The organism is Legionella bozemanae (assembly GCF_900450575.1).
In the GTDB taxonomy this organism is placed as follows: domain Bacteria; phylum Pseudomonadota; class Gammaproteobacteria; order Legionellales; family Legionellaceae; genus Legionella; species Legionella bozemanae.
Genome location: NZ_UGGY01000001.1, coordinates 1,623,093 through 1,636,596 on the forward strand (window position 1 = coordinate 1,623,093; position 13,504 = coordinate 1,636,596).

Sequence of the window (13,504 nt, forward strand, 5' to 3'; positions counted from 1 at the left end):
AAAAGCTTGCACTGATGTTTCGCATTGTTGATGTATTCCGATTTTTAAAGCCGTGAAATTGATGGTTCATTGTGTTTTTTCCAGAGATAGCATCTTGAATTGTCTTGGTTACTATTGAGCGTAGCTTATCAAGATTATTATTTTGGATTCCTAAAAGTTCTTTGAATCTCTCATCATCTGCACAGATTCGATTAATTAACCATTATGCAGATTGATTGTGTACCCAATTAATTCAATAACTTAATTATAGGTTTTAATTGGTACAACATGTTTAAAAAAATCCAGTTGGCAATGAAAACTAATATCAAATTAATTCAATTACTAACAGAAGTAGGCGTTCCCAGTGTATTTTGTATCTCAGTGGTTGATTGATTTTCAGATGTTTGCTCCTGATGTTTTTGTTTAAAATGATGAAATTTTGCTTTAAGATCCTTATGTGGTGGCGTTTTAAGATTATTTATATTTTCAGCATGAGGTGAAGAATTAGGATCTGATAAAGGAGTTTTTTTACTTTTTTCTGAATGATTTGATCTTAAAGCAATTTGAATATAATCAAAAAATTTAACTAACTTAGCACCAATAATTTCGAAGATACTCATTTCTCTAGATGCTTTTTCAGTAATAATATCTTGACTGGGCTTATCAAAACTCATTCCATTTTGTTCCAAAGTCTTAAGGATGTGTATGTTGAGCTTTTTAACTTGTTCTGCGGAAAGAGATATTTTGCTCACAATGTCTGCTGCCTGTTCAGGCCTCATATTACTTATAAGTGTGTCTACCATATGCGGATTATTAGTATGAATGGCAAGAAGCAAATATTTCTGTTGTTTCTTCTCACTCAGAATATAACCTTCTTGTTTTAATTTGTTTAAAAGTACTTCAAGACATTCTGGAGAATGTCCTTTTATGGCTAAGGTAATTGGATTATTTCCGTCAGAGTCTTTTTTAAGAATCATTAGCGCCAATTGAGTCGGCATTGATAATTCAATCATTGAATCTTCACCTAATAAATCGGCAAGACTGCCTGATTGTATTTCTTCCTCCATGCCGGAGAGAGCAATTTCCTCTATATTTTCCGATTTAGGAGCTTCTGACTCTTCTTGAGTTTTTATGGTTAGATTGGTTTGAATTTTTTCGAGAATATCAATTAATAGTTCTTTATTGCCTCCTCGAGCAGCCATATTTAATAACTGCTCACCACCAATACACTGAAAAACCTCTTTTCCCAAATCATTTTCTATGAGTTTATTCAGAACCTCGGCACGGCCAAACTTTAAGGAATATAAAATCATACTTAAAAATGCTGTTTGCTTATCTTCTTTTTCTTGTTTGGTATTTTCAGGGCACAAATTTAATTGAGTTAAAATAGGGATGATACTTTGAGTATTATTTCTCAGTATCGCTTCAATACCTAAACGCTCAAGTTCAAGGGCAGTCCAATTTTTATTTTTATCTTTACTTAGACCGATTTGCATTAACTGCTCATTAGCATATCTTGCTATGAGTGCGGCACTGGTTATTGTTTTATTGTCGAAAGAAGCAATTGCATTAAGATCAAGATATTTCCTGGCATAATCTTCGGGGGTAGCTTGTTCAAAAGATGAGCTATGCTTGAATCCTGAGCGCGTTATGCGCGTGAATGTTAGTGCCATGTTGCTATCTTGGAATTCGAAAACATTGGTTCGTAACTCGGTCATTAACTCCGCTTCGGAGTTAAATTTTTTTCTTCCTTCTCGATAATTGGGATCAAAAACTACATACTCACCATTTAATCGATGGATTGAAATTGCATGATTAGGTGATTCAATTTTTAAAACCTCTCCATGTTGTAGATCCATATCTTTAAGTATTTCTGCCCAGTTTTCTTCCGATGTAATCAATGGAAGCACAAAATCTGAGTCCAAAGGTTTTCCATCAATTTTTAAAGCCTTATACGAATCCCTTTGAGATATTGTTTTTTCGAAAAGATTAGGATCATAGGCTAAAACGATTTGACTTATAAAATGATCAATATCTTCATCAGGAGAATCACATACTGTGGATTGGTTGAAGTCTCCCTCACTCATGGCTGAAATCTTATGTAATATTTTAAAAAAAATATCTTCTTTTCCTTGAAGCACATAATGAGCATGGACTGTAGCTAAACCATTACATACGCCTGTTGCATTCCATTTTATGGGCAGATTATGCCATTTTAGATAGTTGTTGATGATTGTTATTGTTTTTGCTTGTGAAATATCGGAATTTTCCATATTAATTCTCACCATTAAAAATCTCGGATATCCAAGACATCAAAATGCACTTTTAACACGACAGATTAAGGTCTTGAGTACCCATTTGTTCTGATGAAAGGCGCAACCTAATCGAATAGTTTAAGAGCATAAAATTTGATACCGCATCTCTAAGGGAGGTTTGGTATCAATAATAATTTATTTTATACTGATAATTTTTATTATAGACAAATAGGTCTTATTTTGTATTAACTGAAATAGTTTGATATGAATTCAATAGAATTTGCTTCTTTTTATTCTTAGAGTTAGTACAAGTTAGTTATTGGCATTTTGTTGAACGTCAGGGAGATAAGAACGTTCCAAGTTTATACTTGAAGCAGCTTAGAGAGTGTGGCTATGAAGGCGTTTTCATTCGACAGTTGGTGTAACTTATTGATTGATTTAATGGTGGCTATGGGTGGACTCGAACCACCGACCTCAGCATTATGAGTGCCGCGCTCTAACCGGCTGAGCTACATAGCCACAAGACGCGTGATTTTGTCGTTTTAATGGAAAATTGTCAAGTCTGTAAACCTATTTTTTTTGATTTTTTTCTGATTATTCCTAAAGTATATGCTTAATCATTTTTTTATAAGTTTTTTATAATGGGACTAAAGTCGCGGTGTTACTGACTGATGGTTATAAAACAAAAACATAATCAATAAAGCGATTAATAGAAAAATGTTAATCGTGTTCTCTAAATTGAAAATTTAGAGTTTTTAATTTCATAAAAGACTAGATTTTCATTTATTAAAAATTTATCTTAAATCAAAGCCTTCAAAAAACTATAGTCCGGGTGATTTGGCGGGCTGAAGATATATCCAGATACTTTTTTTGAGCTCCCAATCGGGCGAAGAGGTTTCTGCTAAAAATAAAGGAAAAGTCGATGCACATCACCAATCAACAAAATCAAAATCCTTTTGATGAATTAGCCAGCGAGATGCTATTGGAGATTCTTAATGCACGCAATAAAGATAAGAATTATATTCTTAAGCCGAACGATATGGTTTCTGTCGCCTTAAGTTGCAAACGTTTTAACGGAATAAGTCAGAAAGCCAATTGCTTTTTTCCCCCTCATACTTATAAAGAGCTTCGAGAGAAAGCTTCGGATTACCATAGTTATAAAGAAAATCAACTTGCGAAATTGAGGCTTGAACACAGACTGCGAAACGAAAAAAACGGTCCGTTTTATTGGAATAAGACCATTAGAAATAGAATGGGTTGTTGTTTGGGTTTACTCCTGACATCTCTTTTAGCGCTTAAATTGGATATGAACTATGAAATTTTTTTGTTAACCGCTTTAGTGTTAGCCGCGGTGGCTATGGTGGTTAACGAGCTCATTATGAACCACCTGGAGTGTTCTTTAGGTGTATCCAATGCAAAGAAGATTCCTCTCGAGTTTTTTGAAGAAGAAATAGCAGGCATACCTGGTTCCTTAAGTTTGTAATTACCTCATGGATTGCTATTTTATTCTTTAGATTGTGATGATATGGCTTTGGGGGAGAAGCCTGGATTACGTAATGCTTAACCCAGGCTATATTATTTTGAGAAAGTTAGATAATCAATAAATACATGGCACCTGGCCCACGTAATATTTGAACTAATAACTCATTTTTTTTCTGTAGCGCCATTTGTTGCAATGATTTAACGTCTTTAACTGGAGTTTTATTCGCAGAGATAATAATGTCTCCAGGTCTTAAACCAGCACGCCATCCTGCACTTGTTTCTGAGGCACCCACGACTTGTACACCAATAACGTTACCATGAGGTGGTGTTTCTTGTTCAAAGTTTCTTAATGCCAGTCCATAAAGAAAAGGATTCTCTGACTGCAGTTTTTGTTCATGTGATTTAATGTCAGTAACGACTGCATCCAGCGTAATGGTCTTGCCATCACGTTGAACAACCATTTTAACATTTGAACCTACACGTAAGAGACTAATCGTTGTTTTTACTTGAGTCGCTTGTGTGATTTTTGTATTGTTAATTTGGGTAATAATATCACCTGATTTTAAACCAGCACGCTCAGCAGGAGAGTTTGGATTAACTTGTGATACTAATGCACCTTGGAAATCTTCAGGATATCCTAGTGAGTGAGCAAGTTCAGGAGTTAAATGCTGAACGAATATGCCCATTAAGCCACGATGAATAGAACCAAATTTAATGATTTGTTGTGCTACATCTTTTGCCATATTGATAGGGATAGCAAAGCCTATTCCTACGTTACCGCCATAAGGAGAAAGAATTGCAGTATTAATTCCAATCAACTCACCTTTGGTATTGACTAACGCACCACCAGAGTTACCTGGATTAATTGCAGCATCAGTTTGGATAAAGTTTTCTACTCCTTCAATATTTAAGTCGCTGCGTTTTAAGGCACTGACAATACCAAACGTTGCAGACTGGCTGTTACCAAAACTGTTTAAGCCAAAAGGATTACCAATTGCTACTACAAAATCACCTACCTGCAATTGATCAGAATCTCCTATAGGCAGGGATTTTAGATTGGTTGCATTAATTTTTAATATGGCCAAATCTGTTTCACTATCACTACCAATCAATTTTGCTTTTAAACGTCGGCCATCCTGTAATGTAATTGTGACAAGATTTGCATTACGAATGACGTGATCATTAGTAATAATAATTCCATTTTTTGCATCAACAATCACACCAGAGCCTATGCTTTCAAATTTACGCCCTTTTTCAGGGGCTGCTTGATGGGGTTGTCTGCTGTTTTGAGCTTCTTCATCATTTCCAGCTGCACCTGGGGAGGATGTATTAGCAGGTAAATAACCTTGTACCGCAACATTTACGATTGCAGGCATAATATTCTTTAAAGCAGGCGCCAAACTGGGCATAGGGGTAGGCGCTGCTTCATTAGCCGCATTAGCTGCGAAAGTTAACGAGGCTGTTAAAAGAAGCAGGCTACTTATAATGAATTTGATATGTTTTATCATAATTATTAATCCTGAGGTTGATCATTAAACCAAATTAAGGTAGCTATTCTACCTGTTTGTGACGTTCTTCGATAGGAATACAACTCATTTTTTAACTCAAAAGTACATAAACCAGACTGATAAACAGCTTTTATGCCTTTTAAGTTCAAAACAATTTCAGCAATTAGAGGCAAATTAGCCAGCCATTTTCCATTAACGGGTTTAAATGCCTGTTTACTTAAAGGATATGTATCGGTAAAAGTTTGATATACTTCTGCTCCAACTTCATAACATTTTTGACAAATTGAGGGACCTATCCAGGCGAGTACCTCTGATTTCGAGCTCTTCATTTTATCGAGTGTTTTTTCAACGATACCATAAGCTAAACCCTTCCAACCGGCATGAATTGCTGCAATCTCCGTGCCCTGCATATTACAGAGCATAATAGGTAAGCAATCAGCCGTAAGAATGGCTAAAGGATATTTCATAGAACGGGTTATAGAAGCATCTGCATTTCTGTTTGGATCTTCTTCTGCAATAATACAATGAGTCCCATGTGTTTGCTGTAGCCACTGCGGTTCGCCAGGTAATTGTAACAATTCCACAAGTTGTTGCCTGTTTTGCAGTACGTGGTGCTCATTGTCCCCTACATTCAAGCCCATGTTATTGCTGTCATAAGGGGCTTGGCTATATCCTGATAAACGAGTTGTACTCAGGGCTGTGACATTTTTTGGTGCTGGCCAATTGGCTTGATTAGTCTTCATAATGCTCGTCCAATGTGTTAAGAAGAAGTTTAAAATCATCAGGTATTGGAGCCTTAAACGTCAACTCATTTTCTGTTTTTGGATGATAAAATGAGAGTGTGTATGCATGCAGTGCTTGTCTTCTAAAGTTTTGGAGTAGGGCGCGCAACTTCTCCGTTGCTTGAGCTGGAAATCGCATTCGTCCCCCATAAAGTGGATCACCAACTACTGGGTGATGGATGTGGGCCAAATGGACTCTAATTTGATGAGTTCGCCCGGTCATTAGCTTAACGTCTAATAAAGTAAAATCCTGATATTGTTTTTTTACTGAATAATGAGTTATTGCTTGCCTTCCTTGTTCTTGGACGGCCATTTTTAATCGATTTCGTGGGTTTCGCCCAAAACCAGTATCAATCGTACCGCCAGAAATAATATGGCCTTGTACCAGAGTAATGTAATGACGTTGAATTTCACGAGCTTGCATTTGACGTATCAATGAAGTGTGCGCTGGGAGTGTTTTTGCTACGACTAATAAGCCCGTTGTATCTTTATCTAATCGATGAATAATGCCTGCCCTAGGTAAATGATGTAAGGATGGGGCATGATGCAACAATGCATTGACTAATGTGTGCTCTTTATTCCCTGCTCCAGGATGAACGACCATGTTTTCAGGTTTGTTGAGCACTAAAATGTCTTCATCCTCATAAACGATATTTAAGGGAATTTCTTCGGGAATACAATGATTCAGATCCCTTTTCATTAAAGTAAAATCAACATTAATCTCAATCAAATCTCCATCTAATGCTTTGTCTTTAGGTTTACATGGCTTTTGATTAAGCGTTATTGTACCGTTTTTGATCCAATTGCTGATTTGCGAACGTGAGTAGTCAGGCAGTAGACAGGCGAGCACACTGTCAATACGTTGATTGTGATGCTCGCGTGGAACAATTAATTGTTTATGAATATGTTCTATCATCAAATTGCTTCAGTCTCAGCTGTTATGAGACGTCCTCGTAATGAGTTAGGCAATGCATCATTGATTTGAACTTCGACGAATTGCCCTATCAAATGAGCGGGACCATCAAAATTCACCACTCGATTGCATTCAGTACGGCCAGACAGCTGTTGGGAGTCTTTTTTAGAGTGCCCAGTAACTAATATTTTCTGCGTGCTTCCTATCATAGATTGACTGTACCGTGAGGCTTGTAATACCAATCTGTTTTGTAATATCTGCAATCTTTGTTTTTTTACTTCCATAGGGGTGTCATCTGGTAAATTTGCAGCTGGAGTACCTGGCCTTGGACTGTAAATAAAACTAAATGATGTATCGAAACCTATTTCATGAACCAAATCCATCGTGTCTTGAAAATCTTTATCTGTTTCTCCTGGAAAGCCAACAATAATGTCTGTCGATAAACGAATGTCCGGACGCACTTTACGTAATTTTCTGATCTTGGATTTGAACTCCAAAGCAGTATAACCACGCTTCATTAACCCTAAAATGCGATCAGAGCCGCTTTGCACAGGTAGATGGAGATGATTCGCCAGTTCAGGTACTTCTGCATAGGCATTAATTAAATTATCTGAGAACGCCAAAGGATGGGATGTAGTAAAACGAATTCTACCTATCCCTTCTATAGCAGCAAGATAATGAATTAAAAGTGCCAGGTCAGCGATATCACCATTTTCCATCACACCACGATAATCATTAACATTTTGTCCTAATAAATTGATTTCTCTGACACCTTGCATTGCCAATTGATAACACTCAGCAAGTACATCATCAAAAGGACGACTAATTTCTGTGCCGCGAGTATAGGGCACAACACAAAAACTGCAGTATTTGCTGCAGCCTTCCATAATTGAAACAAATGCCGTAGGTCCTTCGGCTCTTGGTGCTGGCAAATAATCAAATTTTTCAATTTCTGGGAAGCTGATATCAACAACTGGTTTTTTCTTTTCTATTCGCTCATTAAGCAATGTAGGAAGCCGGTGTAATGTTTGCGGCCCAAAAACGATATCGACAAAGGGGGCCCTTTTAATAATATCTTCACCTTCTTGGCTTGCCACACAGCCGCCTACGCCAATAACTACATGAGGGTTTTTAGCTTTATATTCACGCCATTGTCCTAATTGAGAAAAAACTTTCTCTTGTGCTTTTTCACGAATAGAGCACGTATTGAGTAAGATCACATCTGCTTCTTCAACGTCTTCCGTTTTGACCAAGCCATGTGATTGCAACAAAACTTCTGCCATTTTAGTTGAATCATATTCATTCATCTGGCAGCCGTTGGTTTTGATGTATAATTTTTTAGCCATATCAAATCTACTTTAAAAATGTGTAGCCTGAGTGAAAGTACAACCCGTAGCAGGTAAACCTGAGTTCGGTTTTGCACCCAGGCTTATTATATCCCAGGAAGTTTCGTATTATTTCATTAATGTACACTTTGGCAATAAGTTTCTTTAATTTTGGGCAAAATAATTAAGGCAATAAGCATTCCTAGTGGAAGAATTGCAAGTCCAGTATGGTAAGCCTCCAATGGATATACTCTAACATTTCCATTCATCTCGCCTTGCCACAATTTGTCAAGAATATAGCCAATAAGCGGTTGTGCCAGCGCAATACCTATCATATTCATCATATTCATAAAGCTTAAACCGGTAGCAACGTATTTTTTGTTGCATAATTCTTTGGCTACAGAAAAGGCGGGTAAAAAGCCTGCTGAGAAGATACCAAACGCAAATAACAAAATCTCCATATAGATTGCGGTATTAATTGGAGCAAAAATAAAAATTGTGGAGCATATAAGGGCGCCGATACATCCTATGTACATAGGCGGTTTGCGCAAACCAATACGATTCGAAAATATTCCCCACAAAGGGCTGGCAATTGCCCAACCGATAAAAACCAAAGAAATATAATTTGCAGCAGTTGTTTTGGTGATCGTCATTTTAGTCATCAAAAAGGGAACGCCCCAGAGACCACAAAAAACTGGGGTTGCCATATACACCAAACCACCATAGCAAGCAACTAACCAAAGTTGTTTGTTTTTTATCAGTGTTAATAAACTTGGTATTAAGGGCTCTTCTTCGATAGAATGGTGCTGAGATATTTCATAATTTTTAGGAGTATCTTTAGCAATAGCAATCAATAAGACTGCAAGAATAAGACCGATGATACCCATAATGAGCATGCTGTGGCGCCAACCAAAGCTCTCAATTAACAATGCTAAAGGTGCTTCACCACCAATCGCGCCCAACATTCCTATGGTAACCATGAGACCAGTAAGTAAAGCAAAACGCTGAGCAGGGAACCAATTCGCCGCGAGCTTCATTGTACCTACTGCCGCAAATGCTGAGCCAAAACCTATCATTAAACGTGCGACACAGGCCATAAAAAAGTTATTTGTCATTCCAAATGCAATGGTACTGACAGCACAAACAACCGTCGCTAGTGTTAACAATCGATGTGGACCGAAATGATCCATTAACACGCCGCCAGGTAATTGCATGGCCGCATAAGAGTAGAAATAGATGCCAGATAAAATTCCTAATGTTTGGCTAGTAACAGAGAAATCCCTCATTAATTCGTTACTCATAACGCTGGGTGATACTTGTAAAAGACATTCGTAAAAATAAAATAAGCAACCTAAGCCCCATACCATCCAAGGCATTATCGATTGTATCCCAAAATTTACTGCTGAGTCGGACTGTGTATTGTAGTGTGCCATTCTTTTATAACTCTCCAGATTCATCGATACGAAATTGATTTTTGTATTATCACTTTTTGGCCATGATTTCAGTGATCACCCAGGGCCAGCCATCCTGGCATTTTCAATTAAAAAACTTTCGTATGTAGTCCTTAACTTTATCTTTGCTTTTACACTCTAAAACTTCACTTTGATGAAACATTATGAAGTATGCATTTTGAATAAAAACTGGAAATAACTTTGTAGATCGGGTTGTTAAACCTTGCGTCACATGTAATGCAGTTTTTTAAATCAAAAAGTCAACCTGCAACGTTACCATACAAATATACAAATTTCATCATATAAAATGTTAACAGTTTGTTTATTATTTGTCTATTTCTCGTTTGGGTAGTCAGGAGGATCAATGATTACACGAGTTCCTTTCATTCCATCCCCAGGCAGGTCAATAAACTCTTCATTAAGCCAGCGAGCATCTTCAATAAACATCCGGACACAACCGTGGCTTGCTCTATATCCTGGTACATCATAACTACCATGTAATGCATAGCCTCTAAAAAAATGCATGCAATAAGGCATTAAAGCGCCGCCATCATTGCCATCCGCTCTTCTCGGGAAAACAGTGGACACACAATCAATATCTTGTTTGCGAATAACACGAAATGAGCCGGTGGGTGTGTTGCAACCTCCAATGACTCCTGGACATTTGCCTATTCCTGATGAAATAGGCCCCCACCAAAGTAGCTCACCATCTTGATCATATGCTGCCCAAGCCAGTTTTTTTTGGCTTACATAAATTGCTTTTTCTCCTTGGGAGTCAATATATCTGGGAAAAGGAGAGACATCATAGATAGTCAGGCGGTCGATATTTTTGGGTACTGCAATAGTCATTCCCGAATGTAGTGCAATATTCATACGATTAATTCGTCGTACCATGTCTCGTTCTTCGGGATTGGGAAATAGTTTTTCCCAGCTTTCGCCATTTTTAATTTTCATACAAAAATAGTCAGGCGAATTACATAAATTTTCCCCGTATGTCGCATGAGCAAGAGCGAGCTGACTCATTATTAATAAATAAATAGAGACGATCATTGATATCATGATTTTCATAAATGATCTCAATTGGGTCATTATAGTCTCTATAGCGGCACTTTAAAAAATAACTTTATATTCTATGAATTTCATACAGAGACATATTTTTAGAGCCTGATCACATTTAATTTTTGAGCGAAATACCTGTCTCTTAGTCATAAGTTAATAATCTTCGTGAAAGGTCAGATTTGCGTGCCAAATGCACTTTTTCAATAAATTAGAGGGAGAAACTCCCGGGTTTTTGCTGTGCCAAACCCAGGCATCAGTACGGTTTCAAAGATAAAAAGTCAGGATGGAAGTGACGAGTCAGATTCTGGACTGCTGGGTGAAACTTTCTGCCAAGCCTCATGGACTTGTGCAAGCAATGCATTGGATTGTGCTAACAATTCTTTATCGTTATTAAGGTTTGCTTTTAATAACAAATATTCAATATGCATGTAAATTTGAAGCAAGTTTTCTGCTATTTCACCACCTTGCTCATGGTTTAAACTGGTTTTTAAACCTTCAATAATACTTAATGCCTTACTAATATGCTCTCCTTTTTCTTGAACTTCCTTTCGATCAATATTACCTTGGGCTGTGGCAATATGAGTTCGCGCACCTTGCAATAACAAATTAATTAATTCATGAGGGGAGGCAGCATCAATACGAGTTTTTAATTCGATTGTTTTATAGTGATTTATAACTTGTTGATTAGGATTCTTCATCGATAATGCTCCAATTATTTAGTTTTTAACTTGGGTAGGTTCGATAAGATTTGAGTCAGTGTATTGCTGGTATTTTGCATCTGTGAGATTAAGAGATCCACGGCATTCCATTGTTGATAATATCTTTTTTCAAGGGTAATGCTGCGCTCATTGATGCGTTCTTGCATTTCATCTAATTGTTGTGCTTGGGTATTTAAACGATCAATTCTTTCCTCAATTTCACCGTCCTCATCGATTAAGGAATCTAAATAGCCATCAATCAATGAGGCTAGTCCATCACTGACAATAATTTGCCCTCTATCCCCAACGAGCCCAGAAAGAATATCAATTGATAATGTGCTGAAGTCACCAGTACCATTTAGGGTAATTCCATCTGTTGAGTTGGCTAAAATGCCCCCTATGGTACCTGACATGCTAACGCCTGGAGTATATTCATTTAAAATGACATCATATGTTCCTGCACCAACTTCAGTATCCAATGAATTAATTTTAATATTGGGATCAGTAGCAGTTATTTTTTTTGCAAATAAATTGCTAATGCCTTGATAATTATTATTAATCGCTTCATCTAACATTTCGGGATCAATTTCCAGTAGGCCATGTTTATCACTGGTAATCCCCAAGTCAGCAAGACTTTGGATGGGGCCATCAGTAGCTAATGGGTTAGTGGCTAAGTGATATAAGTTTGTTTTTAAATCTCTGAGTTTATCATCACCTTGCAATACTCCTCTTTTTCTGGTTTCCATATCGAAACCAGTTAAGGTAGTGATGAAATTAATAAAATCATTATATTTTTTGACGAAATCATTAATTAAACCTTTGAGATGCTCTACGTCTTTTTTCACGGTTAAGGCGATTGTTGTTGCTGGATCGGCTTGTTGAAGATCAAGCGTGATTCCTGTTATCGCTTTTTCCAGACGATTACTGCTTTCGCTCAGAAGCAATCCATTAATTTGAACCTGGCTATTTTGGGCAGCTATAGTTTGACTTAAAGAGGTATTGCTTGTTGTCGGATCATAATTCATGGCCGTTAAACTGCCTGTAATTTGCATCGCGTATTTTTCACCTGTTTCAGATGACGTTAACGTTAATCTTGAGCCAACACTATCTTGTACAATCGATGCAGTAACGCCTGCATTTGCGGCATTAATAGCATCGCGAACTGCACTAAGGCTGTCATTTCCTGGAGTGATATTAATTGTTACAGGAGATACTTCGGTATTTAGTGTGAATGTTGTATTGTTATTGCTGTAGGTACCAAAGCTTATCGTAATGCTACCGCTACCTACTGAGGAACTATTGTTAGCGAAATAACCACTTGCAAGACTTTGCGCCTGAGCCAATTGATTCACTTTTATTTGATATAAACCTTCCGCTGCTTGTTCTGTCACGGAGGCAGAAACATACCCCGGTTCGCTGAGTAACGAATTCATTTTATTAAATTCACTTGCATAAGATAGGGAATTGAGTGTTGTTTGAAAGTTGGATATGGCACTTTTTAATTGCCCAAAAGCAGACAGCTCAGTGGTAACGGAATTAAGCTTTTTATCATGTCGTAGTTGTGCTGGCATGAGATCGGCTTTGACCATGCTTTCAACCATTGCTTTAATGTCCAAACCTGATCCAATGCCTGGAGTTGATAGGCCCATAATATTCCCTTATCTATTTTAGTAATTTCAATGAAATTACGTTTCATCCATAAATTGCATCAAACATGCTTATCTATAGAACCACTAATTATCCCATCAAGCAAGTTGAGTAAGTGCAAATACTCATCTGAAGGTATTTTTCGTATTATCTTGTCCGAGATTTTATCAGTGACTATAGTTTGTAGAAGACCAGTGGCATGGTCTATAGCCTGTTTCGAATCAGTATCCAGATTCAAATCCGATGTAGCGCACTTAGTCACAGGCTTAATGTTTTTATCTTTCAATTTGACTGAATCAGTTTGTAGCAATTTATTATTTGCTGGAGGAATCGATTCCATAGTCATTTTTTTACTCCTTTCCCTTGATTGATACCTCTAATCATTGGGATATAAATAAGCCGAAA

The 13,504-nt window shown here is 37.2% G+C and carries 11 protein-coding genes and 1 tRNA gene; 1 reads left to right on the plus strand and 11 read right to left on the minus strand.

From position 1 onward, the window contains the following. Positions 1–314: 314 nt before the first annotated feature. Together DY223_RS06965 and DY223_RS06970 are read right to left on the minus strand one after the other, a co-directional pair. On the minus strand, positions 315–2,252 hold the full coding sequence (locus DY223_RS06965; protein ID WP_058459246.1) for a hypothetical protein: 1,938 nt from the start codon (positions 2,250–2,252) through the stop codon (positions 315–317). A gap of 424 nt (positions 2,253–2,676) precedes the next feature. Further along, a tRNA-Met gene (locus DY223_RS06970) sits at positions 2,677–2,753 on the minus strand. 403 nt (positions 2,754–3,156) lie between these two features. Between DY223_RS06970 and DY223_RS06975 the strand changes: the two genes are divergently transcribed. Next, positions 3,157–3,717, plus strand: coding sequence for a hypothetical protein (locus DY223_RS06975; RefSeq protein WP_058459247.1), 561 nt, complete (start codon positions 3,157–3,159; stop codon positions 3,715–3,717). Between the two features lie 106 nt (positions 3,718–3,823). Here the strand turns inward: DY223_RS06975 and DY223_RS06980 are convergent, their stop codons facing one another. The 9 genes from DY223_RS06980 to DY223_RS07020 form a co-directional block, all read right to left on the minus strand. Further along, positions 3,824–5,224: a Do family serine endopeptidase gene (locus tag DY223_RS06980; RefSeq protein ID WP_058459248.1), complete on the minus strand. Its 1,401-nt coding sequence runs from the start codon at positions 5,222–5,224 to the stop codon at positions 3,824–3,826. A gap of 5 nt (positions 5,225–5,229) precedes the next feature. Then, on the minus strand, positions 5,230–5,967 hold the full coding sequence (gene pgeF, locus DY223_RS06985; RefSeq protein WP_058459249.1) for a peptidoglycan editing factor PgeF: 738 nt from the start codon (positions 5,965–5,967) through the stop codon (positions 5,230–5,232). Further along, a complete protein-coding gene (gene rluD / locus DY223_RS06990; protein WP_058459250.1) occupies positions 5,957–6,922 on the minus strand; it encodes a 23S rRNA pseudouridine(1911/1915/1917) synthase RluD in 966 nt (321 codons plus the stop codon). Before rluD ends, pgeF begins: the two co-directional genes overlap by 11 nt. Next, entirely contained in the window at positions 6,922–8,265 is a 1,344-nt protein-coding gene (gene miaB / locus DY223_RS06995) for a tRNA (N6-isopentenyl adenosine(37)-C2)-methylthiotransferase MiaB (protein WP_058459251.1), read from the minus strand. Before miaB ends, rluD begins: the two co-directional genes overlap by 1 nt. Before the next feature lie 116 nt (positions 8,266–8,381). After that, the gene (locus DY223_RS07000; protein WP_058459252.1) at positions 8,382–9,677 is read right to left on the minus strand and encodes an MFS transporter; all 1,296 of its coding nucleotides are present in this window, start codon (positions 9,675–9,677) and stop codon (positions 8,382–8,384) included. Between the two features lie 351 nt (positions 9,678–10,028). Then, a complete protein-coding gene (locus DY223_RS07005; RefSeq protein ID WP_374930660.1) occupies positions 10,029–10,754 on the minus strand; it encodes a L,D-transpeptidase in 726 nt (241 codons plus the stop codon). 278 nt (positions 10,755–11,032) lie between these two features. Next, positions 11,033–11,452 (minus strand): flagellar export chaperone FliS, encoded by a 420-nt coding sequence (fliS, locus tag DY223_RS07010; protein ID WP_058459254.1) that lies wholly within the window; start codon positions 11,450–11,452, stop codon positions 11,033–11,035. 14 nt (positions 11,453–11,466) lie between these two features. Further along, positions 11,467–13,101: a flagellar filament capping protein FliD gene (gene fliD / locus DY223_RS07015; RefSeq protein ID WP_058459255.1), complete on the minus strand. Its 1,635-nt coding sequence runs from the start codon at positions 13,099–13,101 to the stop codon at positions 11,467–11,469. A 59-nt stretch (positions 13,102–13,160) separates the two neighbouring features. Then, on the minus strand, positions 13,161–13,445 hold the full coding sequence (locus DY223_RS07020; protein WP_058459256.1) for a flagellar protein FlaG: 285 nt from the start codon (positions 13,443–13,445) through the stop codon (positions 13,161–13,163). Between the last annotated feature and the right edge of the window lie 59 nt (positions 13,446–13,504).